This is a genomic window from Christiangramia sp., assembly GCF_029937855.1.
In the GTDB taxonomy this organism is placed as follows: Bacteria; Bacteroidota; Bacteroidia; order Flavobacteriales; family Flavobacteriaceae; genus Christiangramia.
Map to the genome: position 1 here is coordinate 47297 of NZ_JAPYPC010000001.1, position 17790 is coordinate 65086.

The following is a 17790-nucleotide window of genomic DNA, read 5'->3' on the forward strand; positions in this document are numbered from 1 at the left end:
GGGTTTTTTATATTTTTGTACTCACAAACAAAGTTTACCAAATGAAAGATTTTTTTGAAGGAATAGAGTGGCTTTTTGAAAATATACTTTTTTATCCTCTTGATGCTTTAAGATCTCTTGAGCTTGACTCATGGTTTCTTGCAAACATTTTGAACTGGATTTTCGTAATCGTTGGTTTCCTTGCTTTCCTATACTGGATGAAGCAGTTAAAAACATTCAACGATAGAAATGAAGAGAATAGGGAATCTACTTCTCACTCATTCCTGGGATAAATCAAAGCCTATATCCTTTCTATAATACATCTTATCAAATTGTAGTTTTTCTGCACTTTGATAAGATTTTTTTAGTGCCTTTTTGTAATCATCCCCAAAAGAAGTTAAGGCTATTACTCTTCCGCCGCTGGTCACAATATTATTGCCTTCATTTTTTGTTCCTGCATGAAAAACGATGGAATCTTGGATTTCTTTAATTCCTGAGATGATCTTTCCTTTTTCATAAGATCCTGGATAACCGCCAGACACCATCATCACCGTAGTTGCAGATCTTGGATCAATTTCTAATTGAGCCTTATCCAGATCTCCGTTCCAGGTCTTTTCGAACAATTCCACAAGATCTGACTGTATCCTTGGCAATACCACCTCGGTTTCAGGATCTCCCATTCTCACATTGTATTCAATCACATAAGGCTCATCCCCTACTTTAATCAATCCTATAAATACAAAACCTTTATAATCTATTTCCTCTTTTTGAAGTCCATCCACAGTTGGTTTAACGATACGCTCTTCAATTTTATTCATTAAAGTCTCATCGGCAAATGGAACTGGAGATACTGCGCCCATACCTCCCGTATTTAGCCCGGTATCACCCTCTCCAATTCTCTTGTAATCTTTTGCGGTAGGTAATATTTTATAATTTTTCCCATCGGTAAGAACAAATACACTTAGCTCTATCCCATCTAGAAATTCTTCTATCACTACTTTTTTGCTGGCAGCACCAAATTTACCCGAAAGCATATTTTCCAGTTCCTTCTTGGCTTCCTCCAGATCTTCTATGATAAGTACTCCTTTCCCAGCGGCGAGTCCGTCAGCTTTTAAAACATATGGCGGTTTTAAAGTCTCCAAAAAGTTCTTTCCCGCACCGAGACTTTCATAGCTGAAACTTTCATATGCAGCGGTTGGAATATTATGCATCGCCATAAATTCTTTTGCCCGCTCCTTACTACCTTCCAGTAAAGCACCGCGACTCGAAGGACCAATAATCTGAATATTCTTAAGTCTTTCATCTTGTGTAAAATAATCTACAATGCCCTTTACCAGGGGATCTTCTGGTCCAACCACGATCATTTGAATATCCTTTTCCAATGCAGTATTAGCAACGGCAGCGAAATCTATAGGATTAAGCGGAAGGTTTTCAGCAATTTCTGCGGTTCCGGCATTTCCGGGTGCAACATACAGTTTACTGCATTTGCTGCTTTGAGCCATCTTGTAGGCAAAAGTATGCTCTCGCCCACCGGAGCCAAGGATAAGAATATTCATGTGCTTTTGATTTTAATATTGCTTCAAAAATAATTGTTTGTAAATTGAAGCACCAATAAATTCGTTAAAAAAGCTTTTCTGCCCTTGGATTGGTTTAAACTTTCATTACAGCTTAATAAATTCCCGATAAAAAGGGCGCAAAAAACTCTGGAAGAAATTCAGAATATTCCTGAAGAGGATTATACAGAATATCAACGAAAGCGAAAAAATGCCATCCTGGATTATCATATTCAGCATAATGATTTTTACAGGGAATTCTTTAACTGGGATGGTTTTGACGACTGGCAGCATGTGCCTATAATGAAAAAATCTGATCTTCAGCACCCCTTAAAAGATCGGCTGAGTTCTACTTATAATTCCAAAACTGCCTATGTTGGCAAGACTTCAGGAAGCAGTGGAACGCCTTTTATTTTTGCCAAAAATAGATTTGCCCATGCTTTAAGCTGGGCGGGTTTCCAGGACCGGTACCACTGGTATGGAATTGACCTTAATAAATCCCTGCAGGCACGATTTTATGGAATTCCGCTTGATTTCTACGGAAATATACAGGAACGCCTCAAAGACAGGATAAGCCTGAGAAGAAGGTTCAACATTTTTGACCTCAGCGAGAAAAAAATGGAAGCCTTTCTGAAAAGGTTTAAAAAATCGAATTTTAATTATTTAAATGGTTATACCAGTGCTATCGTACTTTTCGCCCGATTTTTAAAAGAAAAAGGAATTGTGCTGAAAGAACTTTGCCCCAGTCTTAAAATTTGCATTGTAACTTCTGAAAGGCTTTTTGAAAAAGACAAGGAACTTATTGAAAATGCATTGGGAGTTCAGGTAATAAACGAATACGGCGCCAGTGAAGTGGGTTTGATCGCATTCGAAGATCGGGATAACCACTGGATCGTTAATTCTGAAGATCTATACATAGAGATCTTAGATGAAAATGACCATATCCTGCCTTATGGAGAAGAAGGCAGAGTGGTAATTACCTCCTTATACAATAAAGCGCATCCCATGATACGTTACGATATTGGAGATTTTGGTTGTCTTTCCAAAAAAAGTACCTTGAAAAAACCAATTCTTGAAAAATTAATTGGAAGAACCAATGATATAGCAAGATTACCGGACGGGAAAGTAGTTCCAGGCCTTACTTTTTACTATGTTACCAAAACCATCATAGAGGATAATGGGCATATTAAAGAGTTTGTGATCATTCAAACAGAATTGGATAAATTCAAGATAGAATATGTTAGTAAAAATGAATTTACTTTAGAACAACGAAATAAAATTCTAGATGCTATTGGGACGTATGTTGGGAAAAATCTGAAAATCACTTTTGAACAGAAAGATATCTTAAAAAGAAGTGGCAGTGGAAAACTCAAGCAATTTATTTCTCATTTGGAATAGCCTTTACCTGCCTGGATTTTATAAAAAACTGCTCATTTAAAAATAGGAGCATTCTCCAGCTGCTTTGAAAAAAACCATATTTCAGGACGCTGTGATATACCCTGAAATTGTATTTCAGCAGTGCAAGTTTATTGGTAGAGATAGATTTTTTCCTTACCCTGTAAACTGCAAGGGATTCCGGTATCCCTTCAATAGGGCCACCTTCTTCAATTACTTTTAACCATAACGCCCAATCCTGACGTTTCGAAATTTCAGGACAATAGATTTTTCCAAGTATTTCTACATTGTAGATACCCGTTAAATTACCTACATAATTTGCTTTCAGCAATTTATCGTAATGAAGCACAGGTAGCGCCTGAACTTTTTTATTAAGCCTTTCCCCCTTTTCATTCATAAGCTCATAACTTGAAAAGCAGGCAGCTACATTAGGTTTAGAAAGCACTTTTAGCTGTTTGAACAACTTTTCAGGCTTCCAGAGGTCATCAGCATCAAGAAACGCGATAAAGTTCCCTGAAGCCACTTTAATTCCTTTATTCCTGGCGTGATGGGTTCCTGAATTGACTTCATTCTTCAACAATTTTATTCGTTTGTCTTCGGAAGAAAATTTACCAGCGATCTCTTTGGTGGAATCTGAAGAAGCATCATTGATTATTAATAGTTCCCAATGCGGATAGGTTTGCTGAATTACAGATTGGATAGATTCAGTAATATAAGCCTCTGAATTATATGCAGGCATGATTACTGAAACCAATCCCTTATCCTTCATACTAGCGTCTAATGTGTTTCGAAAAATCTTTATGCTCTCTTTTTTCTAATTCAGCGGGACTCAAATTTCTAAAATAATCGTAGGTGATCCTCATCCCTTCAGCTCTGGAAACTTTTGGTTCCCATCCCAGGACTTCCCTCGCTCTGGATATGTCTGGCTGTCTTTGCATAGGATCATCTTTCGGAAGATCTTTAAATACAATTTTTTGATCTGTCCCCGTAAGTTTAATAATCTCATCGGCAAAATCCAAAATACTTATCTCGTCTGGATTTCCAATATTAACAGGTTCAGAATAATCACTTAAAAGAAGTCTGTAAATCCCTTCTATTTGATCGTCTACATAACAGAAAGACCTGGTTTGTGAACCATCGCCAAAAACAGTTAAATTTTCTCCCCTCAGCGCCTGACCGATAAAAGCCGGGATTACCCTGCCATCATTCAGTCTCATCCTTGGCCCATAGGTATTAAATATCCTGGCTATTCTTGTTTCAAGACCATGAAACCTGTGGTAAGCCATGGTAATAGATTCCTGAAAACGTTTTGCCTCATCATAAACTCCGCGAGGACCAATCGCGTTTACATTTCCATAATATTCTTCATTTTGAGGATGAACCAATGGATCTCCATAAACTTCTGAAGTAGAGGCTATAAGAATTCTCGCATTCTTTTCTTTCGCCAATCCAAGACAATGATGAGTTCCAAAAGCACCGACTTTTAAAGTTTGAATGGGAATTTTTAAATAATCTATAGGACTTGCGGGAGAGGCAAAGTGAAGAATGTAATCGAGCTTCCCAGCTACATGCACAAATTTGGTAATATCATGATGATGAAATTCAAAGTTATGAAGCTTCATCAAATGTTCAATATTTTTAAGATCGCCGGTTATAAGGTTATCCATTCCAATAACTTCAAAGCCCTCATGCAGGAATCGGTCGCAAAGGTGCGAACCCAAAAAACCTGCAGCCCCGGTAATCAATATTCTTTTAGCCATTTTTGAAATTTTCTACTAATTAATTCATCGTATCTATAAGACGATGAAGACTTTCTTTCCAGTCTTGCACTGGTTCAAATCGTGTAGTGATCTTCTCTTTGGAAAGCACGCTATATTCCGGTCTTTTCGCCAAGGTCTTAAAAAATCCGGTCTTATTCAATGTAACCTGACCCATTTTCCCGGAATATTTCAAAATTTCTTCCGCGAAATCATACCAGGTTGCCTCTCCTTCGTTGCTAAAATGATAGAGGCCAAAAGATTTAGATTCAGACTGAATTATTTTGAGCACATAATCGGCAAGATCATTTGCGTTGGTTGGAGTTCCAATTTGGGAAGTGGTAATATTCAATTCTGCATTTTCTTCTGCTTTCCGAAGAATTGTTCTGAAAAAATTATGGCCAAATTCTGAATATAACCAGGAAGTCCTAAGAATAAAATATTGCTTGGAAACCGATTGGATTTCCTCTTCTCCTTTCAGCTTAGAGGCTCCGTAAATATTGATGGGATTTACCTCATCAGCTTCCAAATATGGAGTTCTTGACTTCCCATTAAAGACATAATCTGTGGAAAAATGAAATAAAACCGAATTGTGTTCCTTGCAAACTTCGGCTATATTTTTAGCTCCTTCTGCATTAACCAAAAAAGCTTTTTCTTCCTCTTTTTCGGCCTGTTCCACATTGGTATAGGCCGCAGTATTTATACAATAATCAATTTTCTGATCGCTGAAAAATTGTTGTACTGCCTTTTTAGAAGTAATATCAAGCTCTTTAGAGGAACAATTTAGAAATTGAAAATTTGGAAATTGCTTAGACTGTTTCTGAAAACATTGTCCCAACTGTCCGCTGGAGCCTGTTACCAAGATCGTTTTCATTCGAAGGTCTCTTTAAAAGTTGGCAATTTCCTATCTTTTTCAGATAAAATCATTTCCCGCTCTGGAAAGTTCCAGTCAATATTAAGATCGGGATCGTTAAAGATAATACCTGCTTCAGAGCCGGGAGTATAATATTGATCACATTTATAAGCGAAAACCGATTTTTCGGAAAGCGTTAAAAATCCATGCCCAAATCCCTTCGGAACATACAACTGATTCAGGTTTTCATCATCCAGAATTACAGAATGTACCTGCTTAAAAGTTGGCGAATCTGGACGTAGATCTACTACTACATCCAAAACTTTTCCATAAAGCACCCTAACAATTTTTGTTTGCGCAAATTCACCCTTCTGGTAATGCATTCCTCGAAGCACTCCATACCTGGAAACCGATTGGTTATCCTGAACAAAATCTTCGTCGATACCAGAAAGTTCAGCAAAACGCCTGCGTTGATAGGTCTCCAAAAATATCCCTCGGTGATCCTCGAATATCCTGGGTTTTATAAGAAAACAATCTTTTAAAGGTGTTTCTTCTATCTGCATTTTGTTGAATTAAGAATTAAAAATCTGTTCCAGAATTTTTTCTGTAATTAAATAAGTAGGTTTCACCCCTGAGGTGCCAAGACCTCCGGAAGCAAGGGTACTACCTGTTTCCAGAGGGTTATCTGAAGCATAATAGGCATATCTTACCTTCACCTCCTCATCAATGCTTCCCCGTAACCTCGAGGCCGCCTGAATTGCTTTCTGATAGTGTGCCCCTTCCATTTCCAGGCCGCAAACGTTCCAGGTAGAATCATGAAAAAACCTCAAAATATCTTTATTCTGAAGCGAAGTTCCTAAAACAGTTATCATCGCCCCGTCCACTACATTAATTCCGTGGCCTTCAAGATCTGATTTCTTTAACTGATTTCTAAATGGATAATTATCTGCCGTTCCCTCAAATAAATGGGCATCTGGGATCATAATATCTCCTTTCCCGCCTTCCAAAATTCCAGCCTTCCCCATTATCGAAATCGACTTTACGTTCATTCTCATCTCTTTATTCTCATGGTTAAATGGTTTTAGAAGCTCATCCATAGTTTCGTATGCCTGCTCCCCAAAAGCATAATCCATTACGATAATCACCGGTTTTTCTTCTTTTTTTAATTCACTGAGCCTGGTTCCGGTAAACCCATCTTCCAATTTATCGGTATCAAAGATCTGAACGTCAATATTAGTTCCGCTTTTATCTTCAATAAAAAACATCCCTTTATCTAAAGCGGTTTTGGTCACTTTGTTTCGTAATGAACCATTGCCGCTATCACTCAACTCTTCGTAGATATCCAGGGCTTTCTTTTTCTTTAATTCGGCTTTTAGGGCGCAGGGGGTATATAGCGTGTTCATAACGCTATGCATATTCGCACTGATGATATGGATTGGCCTATCCATTAGGTCATTTTCAATTAGCTTTAATTTAATATCGTTAGACCAAATTTCTCCGTGAATATGATGTCCCAGGCGTTCCCTAAGTACCGGGCTAAAAGTGATAATCCTTTTTTCATTCTTTATGGCTTCACGTATCGCCATTTTCCCGAGCGACCAAATAACTCTCAAAAATCGATCTGGGTTATTTGGACTTGAAAATTTAGGATATAAGCTGTTTATTTCACTAAAAGTCCTACCTAAAATACTGGCAGTATGCGTAAGAGCAATCTCACGCTGTGCCTGAGTTAAATCTTTAGTTTGAGTGACTGCGAACTCTAATTTTTCCCAATCCCTGTTTACACTACCATCTTCGTCTATCAAAACCCTTTTCATGATCTTATGCGATTCGATAAAAAGGAAGGTAAGATGGGTGAGAATATCATATATTTCAGATCTTCCGCGGGTAATCTCAATATTCATCTGCTCTTCATCAATCCTATAACAATTCCTTCTCCTTTTAGGCGGAACTATGGGTTTAAAATGCGAATTTCCGTAGCCTTCATCACTGGTAAGGTTTATAAACCGGCATTCTTCAATTCCTTTCGGAAGCCTGTCTATTACATATAATAAGCCTTCTAATTCAGCTTTATCGTTTGCAATAGAGCCATAAATTTCAGGTCTTAAAGTAAGCAGGGATTCCCTAAGCGTTTCTCCGGAAACACCCATTGGTTTATAGAAACCCCTATTGAAAAGGTGTCTCATGGTTATATACATGCGTTCAATAGCGCCTGAACTTTCCTGTGCTCTTGTTCTGCCCTGTAATTTTAATATAGACATAGTAACTTTTTAAATAATCTCTTTTAATTTATCTGCGATTTTCCGGTCGTTGGAAAGCCTTGGAAGCTTATTTTGACCACCTAATTTACCTATGGATTTCATATAATTCTGAAAAGCATTCTGCGGAACTCTGGTGACCTTCAGTCGCTGAAGGATACTTCCTTCTATAAGATCCAGGTAATAGGAATTCTGTTTTTGTAACGACCTGTCGATAATTTCAGCAAATTTATTCAAATCTCCCGGTTCCTGCTCAAATTCTACAAACCATTCGTGAAACGGAAGTTCATCTCCGTCAGGGTTTATTTGCGGTGCCACTGTAAATTCGCTGATAGCAGCTCCTGTTGCAGCCACAGCTTCCTGCATCGCCTGTTCCACCTCTTTAGCGATAACGTGTTCTCCAAAAGCTGATATAAAATGTTTTATCCTTCCCGAAACAATTACCCGATAAGGTTTATCTGAAGTGAACTGTATGGTATCCCCAATATTATATGCCCAAAGTCCAGCCGTAGAAGAAATGATCATGACGTAATTCACGCCAATTTCCACATCTTTCAATAATAATCTTTTGGGAGCTTCCTCGTAAAATTCATCAGCCTTAATAAACTCATAGAACATTCCTGAATCTAGCTGAAGCAGCATTCCCTTTTCATCCTGTTTGTCCTGAAAAGCAAAAAAACCTTCCGAAGCCGGATAAAGCTCTATACTGTCTACTTTTCTCCCAATAAGATTTTCAAATTTAGAACGGTATGGTTCATAATTTACTCCTCCATAAATGAAAAGATTAAAATTAGGGAAGATCTCCCCTACTTTTTTTCCTGTATTATCTATAAGTCTTTCAAAATACATTTGTACCCAGGAGGGTATTCCGCTGATGACAGACATATCTTCTTTCGCCGTTTCATCTACAATTGCCTCCACCTTATCTTCCCAGTCTTCAATACAATTGGTTTCCCAGCTTGGCATCCTGTTTTTCTGAAGATATGCGGGAACATAATGCGCTACAATTCCTGAAAGTCGGCCTAGTTTAACTCCATTTTTTTCATCAAGCTCTGGACTTCCCTGAAGAAAGATCATTTTTCCGTCTACAAATTTCGAATTTCCAGTGTCTTCGATATAGCAAAGAATGGCGTTTCTCGCGGCATTAATATGGGTAGGCATGGAATCTTTGGTAAGCGGAATATACTTTGCCCCGCTGGTTGTTCCAGAAGTTTTTGCGTAGTAAAGAGGTTTTCCCGGCCATAGAATATCTTTTTGACCTTTCACCATAAGATCTACATATGGTTTCAGCTCCTCGTAATCCCTTACCGGAACGTTTTGCATAAAATCCTGATGTGTCCTGATATGATCAAAATTATGCTCCTTTCCGAATTTGGTAGCTTTAGCCTTTCTAATTAGCTCTTGAAAAACTTTTTCCTGGGTCTTATGCGGATGTGAAGCCCAATAATCTATCTTTTTCCTAATGCGGGAGGCAAATATTTTAGCAGTAAAAGATTTTATAGACATAGGTTAATCGAAATCAATATATTCTGAAGGATCTACAGGGTTTCCTTCATTCCAAAGTTCAAAGTGTAGATGAGGACCAGTAGTCAATTCTCCTGTATTTCCTGCTGTGGCAACCACTTCGCCTCCACGCACCATATCCCCCTGGGATTTGGTAAGCGAAGCGTTGTGTTTATACACTGAAAGTAGCCCATAGCTATGTTCAATGATGATCACATAACCTGTTTCTGCGGTCCATTCAGCAAAAATCACCCTTCCGTCTGCCACAGATTTTATAGGAGAATTTCTAGTGGTAACAATATCTACGGCATAATGCCTGTCTTCTAAATTATATTCCTCAGAAATTGAGCCTTTAACCGGTGGAAACAGGGAGAAATTAATATTATCTGTAGCCGTTGGTAAAATATTATATTTGTCCTCCTGGGCAACTTCTTCCCTAAGCAACGAATCTGCTTTGATCCTGTTTATTTCTTCATATTCTATATCTGTAATAGGCTTGCTTAATACTGAATCCCTATTTAACTGATCGATATCTAATTCGCCGGTTAAGGCATTTTTAATGGAACTCAAATATTGATCGTTCAGCCTGATCACATTTTGAAGCGAATCTGAAGTATATGCAAGATGGGTTGCTTCTTCTTTAAGTTGTGCACTGGAATAACCTGGTATATATTCGCGTAAAGGGGTAAAAGCGATTAAAATGGTGGTAGCGGCTATTAAAAAAATTACTGATAGGCCAACAACTACGAAAACATTCAGCTTTGTTAATCTAAATGAAAAACGCTCTTCAAACGTATCTTCATTTAGCACCACCATCCTATATTTATGAAGCAGCTTTTTGGTAAATTTCTTTTTTGCTTTCGTATCCTTAGCCATAGCCATATTTAAGTTTTACAAAGATAAATGAAATAATTTGCTCACTATAAGCCAAAATAACTTATTAAGGAGGTATTATTCCGTAGCAATTTATTGTCTTCTTAACGTTTATATTGCGTAATTCTTGTTAAGTTTGTATTTCTAAATTAAAAGACATGAATGCATTTATTTTGCCTTTGGCTATAGGAGCACCACAAATAATATTAATAGTAGTGGTAATATTATTGCTTTTTGGAGGACGTAAGATTCCTGAATTAATGAGAGGCTTGGGAAGTGGAATTAAAGAATTTAAGGATGCTTCAAAAGACGACGAAAATGGAGCAACTCCAGACGACAGTAAAAAAGTTCCGGAAGAAAACAAATAAACTTCCGTACTTATATAAAAAATAAAACCCAACTAAAATAGTTGGGTTTTTTATTTGAGGCTGTCTAGAAAGTTTTTATTTAATCAATCTTCGCTGATTGCAAAATAGCATCCAGTTCAAAAATATTATCCCTTTTGCTTCTGGAAGGTGAGAATACAAATCCTTCCAGAATTATAAATCGGTTATTTTCTTCATCTTTCACAGCATAATTCACAAATGGACCTGCCATAAAATCATTTTGAACCTCCCAGGTTCCTCGGGTTTCATAAGCAAATTTGCCGTCAATTTTGGTCTCGAAAAGATAAGGCGCATAAGCCTTTTCGGTAATCATATAAGAGTCTTCCAATCTACCGGGAATCTGAGCTTCCCCAATGGAATCCCTCATTTTAATAATATTTGAGATTACGCTGGAATCATTTTCAATCTGGCTCATAGGAACTTCATATACCAGAATCTCCATACTCCCTTTTGGGATCTCTTTTCTTATCCAGGAAAAATTTTCCTCCTCTTTAGCATATCTATAGGCAGTTGGAAATTTAAGACTAACCCCAAATTTCTCTTCCAATGCATCATCTTTTTTTAAGGATTTTCTAATTCTCCGCTGTTTTTCAGTTAATTCTGTCTTTTTGAGGATTTTTACAATAGAATCAGACTGTTTATTTATAACCTCGATTATTTCATCGGAGCTTTTTCCCTGAATAACAATACCGGTTTGAGGTCTGGAGAATTCATCTTTAAAGAGATCCATTCCTTTATTACCTCCTTCTTCTATCTTTAGAAAGATTCGGCTGTTTCTAACAAAACCCGTAAAAGTTTCCGGTGGAATTTGGCTCAGACTGAATAAAGGCTCTTCCTGGGGCAGGCCATCTACGGGTGCGGCCAGATTTTCCCTTATTGCCTCTCCTACTTCTCCTTCCCAGAGATTATTCTCTATTACTACCGTGAGTTGATTGATGTTTCCCGAAGAATCAGATAATATTCTATCGTCTCGATTAGATGATTTCTCATCGCTTTTACATGAAATTAAAAAGAAAATACTGGCTAGCAGGATTAGGCTACGTTTCATTTTTTCGGTTTTGATTTAAATCGTCTTTACCCCTTGGAAAGTTTGAGTTTCATACCCGGTTTCAGACTATTTGTGTTCATATCATTCCATGACCTCAAATTTTGTACCGTAACTCCCGGGAATTTTTTTGAAATACTCCAAAGCGAATCTCCATTCTTAACAGTATAAATTCTGGGATTAGAACTTTTATCTGAATCGCCTGATGTGTTGTTCGAGGCAACTTCAACAGGTTTACGGGGGTAAATCGTGAGATATTGGCCAATTCTAAGGGTATTACCCCTCATATTGTTCCAGCGCTTGATACTGCTTATTCCCACGCCATATTTTTCCGCAATTTTACCTAAATAATCTCCACTTCTCACTTTATACCGAATTCGATCTTCCGTTTCCACATATTTTGGAAGTGCTTTCTTTTCCTCCACCATCTGATTTTCTATAAAATCATAGATCGCACTTTCGTTAGAAACAAATTTCCCGGTAGCCGGTTTTGGAAGTCTTACACTATACTGCTCATCCTCTACAAAAGGAATAATATCCAGTTTATAGCTAGGATTTAAAAATTGCAACATCTCCTTTTCCACTCCGGTAACTTTGGAAATTTGATCAAAAGATAAAAGCTGTTTTACCTTAATAGTATCAGTTTCAAAATAAACAACATCTGGCTTTGAAGGTTGAAAATTATGCTCATCTGCATATTCGAATAAATAAAGAGTTGCTAGAAAAGCAGGAACATAACCCGCTGTTTCACGTGGAAGAAATCTTCTTAAATGCCAGTAATCTGTAGAACCACCGCTTCTTCTAATCGCTTTGGAAACATTGCCGGGGCCGGAGTTATAAGATGCCAATACTAGATCCCAATCCCCAAACACCTTGTAAAGACTGGCTAAATACTGTGCAGCAGCTTCCGTAGCCCTTTCAGGGTCCATACGTTCGTCTACATAAGAGCTTACGTCCAAACCATGCATTTTACCTGTTGTAAACATAAACTGCCAAAGACCGGTTGCCCCTACCCTGGATTTAGCCCTGGGATTAAGGGCAGATTCAACAATCGCCAGGTACTTAATTTCTAAAGGAATATCATATTTATCAAGTTCCTGTTCAAACATTGGAAAATAATAGCTACTTAGAGCCATTAAACGTTCCATACCTTGCTTATTTCTTTTTAGATAGGACTTGATAACGCTTTCTAAGATAGGATTGTACTCCACATTAAAGGGAGTCCTCGCATTGAGCTTGGCTAGCCGTGCCTTAAGCGTATCTGTAGGAAGATCTTTATAAACTACTTCTTCATAATCTTGCTCTCTGATACTTTTCTGCATATTTTCAAAAAGCTCTGAATTTGTTAATTCAAGCTTCCAGAGGGAATCTATGGTTTTAGCCTGGGGAAGGTCTTCTAATTTAACTTTTGAAGAATCCCTAATTGCTGCAGAAATCGGTAATTTATCCCTGAATTCAGGATCTGGCTCTGCAAGTTTGATCTCTGTATCATCGCTCTTTTGAAATATCTGAACTCTAAAATTGGCTTTTTCCACCCGTTCCTTGTTCTTCTTTTCCTGGGCCAGGCTAGACATCCCGGCGAGGAGCAACAACAATAAAAATCTTCGTTTCAGCATAGGTTCATTTTACATTATCAAACGAAAAGTTATCAAACTTCGTACCTGATTAATTTTTAATTGCTTCAATTCCTGGTAAGGATTTTCCTTCTAACATCTCTAACATTGCACCACCACCGGTAGAAACATAACTTACTTTATCTTCAAGTCCGAATTTTTTAACAGCTGCAACAGAGTCCCCTCCTCCAACAAGCGAAAAAGCGCCGTCTTTAGTTGCTTCAGCAATAGCTTCTCCCAACTCTATAGTTCCTTTGGCAAAAGTATCCATCTCAAAAACACCCATAGGGCCGTTCCATAATATGATTTTAGAATCTTTGATTACACTGGAAAAATTACTCACGGTTTCCGGACCAATATCGAGACCCATCCAACCATCAGGTATATTATCTACACTTTCGGTCTGGGTGCTTGCCTGTTCAGAAAAGCTATCACCAATAACCGAATCTACCGGCAGATGGACTTCCACACCTTTTTCTTTAGCCTTTTTTAATATTTCCAGGGCAAGCTCCTGTTTATCATCTTCCACCAGGGAATTCCCAATATGCCCTCCCTGAGCTTTGATGAAGGTATAAGTCATTCCTCCGCCAATAATCAAATGGTCAATTTTATCTAAAATATTCTCAATAACAGTGATTTTAGAAGAAACCTTAGCCCCACCAAGAACTGCAGTGACTGGTTTTTCAGAACTATTTAAAACCTTATCCAGGCTTTTAATCTCTTTGGCCAAAAGATAACCGAAGCATTTATCCTCAAAGAATTTTGCAACTACTGTGGTGGAAGCATGGGCTCTGTGAGCAGTACCGAAAGCATCATTCACATAAATATCTCCTAGTTTGGAGAGGCTTTGGGCAAATTTCTCATCACCTTTAGTTTCTTCCTCATGAAAACGAAGATTTTCCAATAAAAGGATTTCTCCTGATTCTAAATTTTTAGCAGCATTTTCTACCTCTTCCCCAACACAATCTTCCACAAATTTCACCTCCACGCCGAGAATTTCAGAAACCTTACCGGTAATATGCTGAAGCGAATATTTACTTTCTTTCCCTTTTGGTCTTCCCAAATGAGACATTAAAACAACACTACCTCCATCTTCCAGGATTTTAACGATAGTTGGTTTCGCCGCTTCAATACGATTCGTATCGGTTACTTCCATATCCTCATTCAAAGGAACGTTGAAATCCACTCTGATGAGGGCTCTTTTATCATCAAAATTGTAGTCGTCTATTGTTTTCATAGTATTGCTTTCTTACAAATATAATTTTTTCCGAAGATAATAAAGCTTATATAATTTTATATTTGCCTATGCTTTTTAACGATATAATTGGTCTTCCGCACATCAAAAATCATTTGACGACCACGGCCGACAGAATGAGAATCCCGCATGCTCAACTCTTTACCGGTAAGCCAGGAAGTGGTGCCCTGCCTATGGCAATAGCCTATGCACAATACATCTTATGTAGTAATGATAACGGAGAAAATAATAGTGAACAGGCCGCAAGCTGTAATTTGAAGTTTAAAAATTTATCCCATCCAGATCTACATTTTGCTTTTCCTGTTGCCGGAAATGATAAGGTTAAAAGTCATCCTGTTTCATCACATTTTTTGGAGGAATGGAGGGAATTTCTAAAAACCAGTCCATATGGAAGTTTATATGACTGGTATCAAAAATTGGGCGTTGAAAATAAGCAGGGAAAAATAGGGGTGGATGAGGCTCAGAATATTGTTAAATCTCTTTCTTTAAAGGCATACGAAGGCGGATTTAAAGTGATGATTATCTGGATGGCAGAAAAGATGAATACCGAAGCCGCCAATAAACTGCTGAAATTAATTGAAGAGCCTCCCAATAAAACCATTTTTATCTTAATTGCCGAAGACGAAGAACAAATTATTCAAACTATACGCTCCAGGTGTCAAAGGCTTCATTTTCCTCCTTTAAGTGAGGCTGATATAGCAAAAACTCTGGAAGAACGAGAAGATTGCAGCCATACTTTAGCGAAAAAAATAGCGCATCAGGCTAATGGTGATTACACCAAAGCTATTCATATATTAAGAAAAAATTCTGGTGATGAACAATTTGAAGCTTGGTTTATAAGCTGGATTCGTAGTGCTTTTAAAGCCAAAGGAAACAAAGCCACGGTGCTGGAACTAGTATCCTGGAGTGAAGAAATTGCGGCGCTTGGTCGAGAGACCCAGAAAAGTTTCCTGCTCTATTGTCTGGATTTTTTCCGGCAGTCATTATTAATGAATTATAAGGCAAAAAGCCTCGTTTATTTGGAACCTTCCGCAGAAAAATTTAAACTTGAGAATTTTGCTTCCTATGTACATGGTAATAATATTAAAGAAATTACCGAAGCACTGGAAACTGCAATTTATCATATTGAACGAAATGGAAACGCTAAAATCATCTTAACAGATCTCTCTATTAAACTAACCCGATTTTTACATAAAAAAGCAGCATAAAATGGCCAATCTTACAACCAACATTACTGAAATTTTAATTCTTTTATTTATCCTGATCACCTTCCTACAATCAGGTATAGACAAAGCAGCCGACTGGAATGGGAATACGGGCTGGTTGAAGGATCATTTTTCAGAAACCATATTATCAGGCGTAGTTCCACTTATGGTGGGTATTATTATGATTATTGAAATAATAACTGGAATTCTGGCAATTGCCGCTATATTCCAGATAATTGCCTATAATGAACCTTCGTTTGGCTTATATACCTGTGTTTTAGCTTGCGTAACTTTACTAATGCTCCTTTTTGGGCAGCGAATTGCTAAAGATTATGCGGGAGCGTTCACCTTAACAGGATATTTTGTAGTATCAATTTTCGGGGTTTACCTCTTAAGTTAAATTCAAAAATTATAACATAAAAAAAGCTTCAGATTTCTCTGAAGCTTTTTTTATTAAGATAAGCGAATAAGAATTAGTCTTCGTTAGTTGCTTCTTCAGTTTCGGTTTCTTCTACTCCACCGTATTCTTCATTCAGTTCACTTAGGATTTCCTGGGTAATATCCAGTCCTTCTTCAGCGTACATAATATTAGCGCTTTCATTAGAACCAAAAATATAGGTATAATTATTATCCTTACCATAATCCTTTACGTAGTCCTTGATCTTGGTTACAAGAGAATCCATTACCGTATTGCTCTCTTCTCTAAGACGGTTACCCACCATCTGCTGTTGTTGCTGAAGCATTTGTTGCTTCTGCATTAATTCCTGCTCTTTTGCCTTACGTTGAGATTCAGACATAGAATTCATTTGCGACTGATATTCCTGAACTTCCTGTTGGAAAACCTTTGCTACAGAATCCAGCTGTTGTCTAACAGAATCAGATTTTGATGTGAATTGAGCTTCTACATCTTTCATCTCTTTGTATTCCTTAATTAAAACAGTGGTATCTACATACGCTGTTTTTTGTTCATTACATGAGGCCATTAAAATTGCAACTGCTGCAATACCAATAAATCTTTTGATCATAATTTTTCGTTTTGAACCGCAAATGTATAAAAGTATTTTTTGTGGCAAAGAAGAAAGTGAACCACTTATAATCATTTCTAATCGTAAATTTTTTAATATAAGTTTTGCTTATAGAAAATAATAAATTTTAAAGCGGCTCAAAGATAAAACGAAGTTTTTTGTTAATCCATATTGCTTTAGATGGAAATAAGCTCTTAAAAAGGCTTAAATTGACTTTAAGCTCCTTTTCTGAAGAAATAAGCTATAGATGAATACTCTCCAGATTGCTTAGCCTTAATATTTGAAATAAAACCTCTATAAAACGCATTTAATAAATTTGAGATTTTGGAATCGCTATTTTCACTCAAAAGACTTACATAATAAGAATCAAACTTGAGAGGTTTTTCTTTCACTAAATTAAAGCCATATTCTACGAGTTTGCTTTCCAGTCCTGTCCTCGAAAAATGCCAAAGATGTCGGGGCACGTCCCAGGCTGCCCAATTTTTATTGTAATGATGGGCATCGTAAGAATTATAATTAGGAACGGCTATTATCAATAAGCCGTCTTCTTTTAATAATTTATGGAAACGTACTAATTTTTTCTCAAAATCTGGAATATGCTCCAGCACATGCCAAAGACTTATTACATCATATTGATCACTTCCCAAATCTGATAAATCAGGTTTAAGATTCAGCCCTTTTAAAACAGCAAGTTTACGAGCATCATTATTAGGTTCAATTCCTTCAACTTTCCAATCTAAACTTTTCATCTTGTTTAGAAAGTCTCCAGTGCCGGCTCCATAATCTAAAATTTTTCCTTGTCTTTTAAAATTTTGTATCCAGCCTGCTTTTTTTGAAAGCATATAGGATTTTACAAGCTGATATATTTTTTCCCTGAAATTTTTCTTTGAATCACTATGAGAAATATAATCTTCGCTCTCATAATACCGCGATAAATTTTCCGGCACCGGCTCTGTCTTAAAAATCCCTTTTTCGAATTCTGAGATTTCAAAACTTTCGCCACTTACCAAATAATCTTTGCAGATTAACTTTGATTCAGGCTGCAACCCGGAATTATATTTATTCTCTATTTTGATCAATGAATATAATT

18 protein-coding genes are annotated in these 17790 nt (G+C 37.2%); 5 read left to right on the forward strand and 13 right to left on the reverse strand.

Annotated features, from left to right (window positions below; all coding sequences use genetic code 11):
• The first annotated feature begins 41 nt into the window (after window positions 1-41).
• Window positions 42-272 carry a uracil phosphoribosyltransferase gene (locus tag Q1K34_RS00255; protein WP_300433658.1) on the forward strand — a complete coding sequence of 77 codons (231 nt, stop codon included), beginning with the start codon at window positions 42-44 and terminating at the stop codon, window positions 270-272.
• Here Q1K34_RS00255 and purD read toward each other — a convergent pair.
• Window positions 258-1535 (reverse strand): phosphoribosylamine--glycine ligase, encoded by a 1278-nt coding sequence (purD, locus tag Q1K34_RS00260; protein WP_300433659.1) that lies wholly within the window; start codon window positions 1533-1535, stop codon window positions 258-260. The genes Q1K34_RS00255 and purD overlap by 15 nt on opposite strands.
• An 84-nt stretch (window positions 1536-1619) precedes the next feature.
• Between purD and Q1K34_RS00265 the strand changes: the two genes are divergently transcribed.
• Entirely contained in the window at window positions 1620-2930 is a 1311-nt protein-coding gene (locus tag Q1K34_RS00265) for a phenylacetate--CoA ligase family protein (protein WP_300433660.1), read from the forward strand.
• Here the strand turns inward: Q1K34_RS00265 and Q1K34_RS00270 are convergent.
• Genes Q1K34_RS00270 through Q1K34_RS00300 form a run of 7 tightly spaced genes read right to left on the reverse strand, consistent with a single transcriptional unit; the run spans window position 2911 to window position 10174 of the window.
• The gene (locus tag Q1K34_RS00270; RefSeq protein ID WP_300433661.1) at window positions 2911-3696 is read right to left on the reverse strand and encodes a glycosyltransferase; all 786 of its coding nucleotides are present in this window, start codon (window positions 3694-3696) and stop codon (window positions 2911-2913) included. The genes Q1K34_RS00265 and Q1K34_RS00270 overlap by 20 nt on opposite strands.
• Before the next feature lies 1 nt (window position 3697).
• Window positions 3698-4687 (reverse strand): SDR family oxidoreductase, encoded by a 990-nt coding sequence (locus tag Q1K34_RS00275; RefSeq protein ID WP_300433662.1) that lies wholly within the window; start codon window positions 4685-4687, stop codon window positions 3698-3700.
• A gap of 19 nt (window positions 4688-4706) precedes the next feature.
• Window positions 4707-5558: a dTDP-4-dehydrorhamnose reductase gene (gene rfbD / locus Q1K34_RS00280; RefSeq protein ID WP_300433663.1), complete on the reverse strand. Its 852-nt coding sequence runs from the start codon at window positions 5556-5558 to the stop codon at window positions 4707-4709.
• Window positions 5555-6100: a dTDP-4-dehydrorhamnose 3,5-epimerase gene (gene rfbC / locus Q1K34_RS00285; protein ID WP_300433664.1), complete on the reverse strand. Its 546-nt coding sequence runs from the start codon at window positions 6098-6100 to the stop codon at window positions 5555-5557. Before rfbC ends, rfbD begins: the two co-directional genes overlap by 4 nt.
• A 9-nt stretch (window positions 6101-6109) precedes the next feature.
• Window positions 6110-7798, reverse strand: coding sequence for a hypothetical protein (locus tag Q1K34_RS00290; RefSeq protein ID WP_300433665.1), 1689 nt, complete (start codon window positions 7796-7798; stop codon window positions 6110-6112).
• Window positions 7799-7807: 9 nt separating this feature from the next.
• A complete protein-coding gene (locus tag Q1K34_RS00295; RefSeq protein ID WP_300433666.1) occupies window positions 7808-9301 on the reverse strand; it encodes a GH3 auxin-responsive promoter family protein in 1494 nt (497 codons plus the stop codon).
• A 3-nt stretch (window positions 9302-9304) separates the two neighbouring features.
• Window positions 9305-10174, reverse strand: coding sequence for a M23 family metallopeptidase (locus tag Q1K34_RS00300; protein WP_300433667.1), 870 nt, complete (start codon window positions 10172-10174; stop codon window positions 9305-9307).
• A 155-nt stretch (window positions 10175-10329) separates the two neighbouring features.
• On the opposite strand from Q1K34_RS00300, the gene Q1K34_RS00305 reads away from it, so the two are divergent.
• Complete coding sequence (locus Q1K34_RS00305; RefSeq protein ID WP_300433668.1) at window positions 10330-10539, forward strand: twin-arginine translocase TatA/TatE family subunit; 210 nt, start codon at window positions 10330-10332, stop codon at window positions 10537-10539.
• A 79-nt stretch (window positions 10540-10618) separates the two neighbouring features.
• Here the strand turns inward: Q1K34_RS00305 and Q1K34_RS00310 are convergent, their stop codons facing one another.
• The 3 genes from Q1K34_RS00310 to pgk are packed head-to-tail and all read right to left on the reverse strand — an operon-like array spanning window position 10619 to window position 14452.
• Window positions 10619-11605, reverse strand: coding sequence for a DUF4837 family protein (locus tag Q1K34_RS00310; protein ID WP_300433669.1), 987 nt, complete (start codon window positions 11603-11605; stop codon window positions 10619-10621).
• Between the two features lie 26 nt (window positions 11606-11631).
• The gene (locus Q1K34_RS00315) at window positions 11632-13218 is read right to left on the reverse strand and encodes a lytic transglycosylase domain-containing protein (protein ID WP_300433670.1); all 1587 of its coding nucleotides are present in this window, start codon (window positions 13216-13218) and stop codon (window positions 11632-11634) included.
• A gap of 49 nt (window positions 13219-13267) precedes the next feature.
• Window positions 13268-14452, reverse strand: a complete 1185-nt coding sequence (gene pgk / locus Q1K34_RS00320; RefSeq protein WP_300433671.1) for a phosphoglycerate kinase — start codon at window positions 14450-14452, stop codon at window positions 13268-13270.
• Window positions 14453-14520: 68 nt separating this feature from the next.
• Between pgk and Q1K34_RS00325 the strand changes: the two genes are divergently transcribed.
• Together Q1K34_RS00325 and Q1K34_RS00330 are read left to right on the forward strand one after the other, a co-directional pair.
• The gene (locus Q1K34_RS00325) at window positions 14521-15678 is read left to right on the forward strand and encodes a DNA polymerase III subunit delta' (protein WP_300433672.1); all 1158 of its coding nucleotides are present in this window, start codon (window positions 14521-14523) and stop codon (window positions 15676-15678) included.
• Window position 15679: 1 nt separating this feature from the next.
• Window positions 15680-16075, forward strand: a complete 396-nt coding sequence (locus Q1K34_RS00330; RefSeq protein ID WP_300433673.1) for a DoxX family protein — start codon at window positions 15680-15682, stop codon at window positions 16073-16075.
• Window positions 16076-16148: 73 nt separating this feature from the next.
• On the opposite strand, the gene Q1K34_RS00335 is transcribed toward Q1K34_RS00330, so the two are convergent.
• Together Q1K34_RS00335 and Q1K34_RS00340 are read right to left on the reverse strand one after the other, a co-directional pair.
• Entirely contained in the window at window positions 16149-16700 is a 552-nt protein-coding gene (locus tag Q1K34_RS00335; protein WP_300433674.1) for an OmpH family outer membrane protein, read from the reverse strand.
• Window positions 16701-16915: 215 nt separating this feature from the next.
• Window positions 16916-17779 carry a class I SAM-dependent methyltransferase gene (locus Q1K34_RS00340; protein ID WP_300433675.1) on the reverse strand — a complete coding sequence of 288 codons (864 nt, stop codon included), beginning with the start codon at window positions 17777-17779 and terminating at the stop codon, window positions 16916-16918.
• Window positions 17780-17790 lie beyond the last annotated feature (11 nt).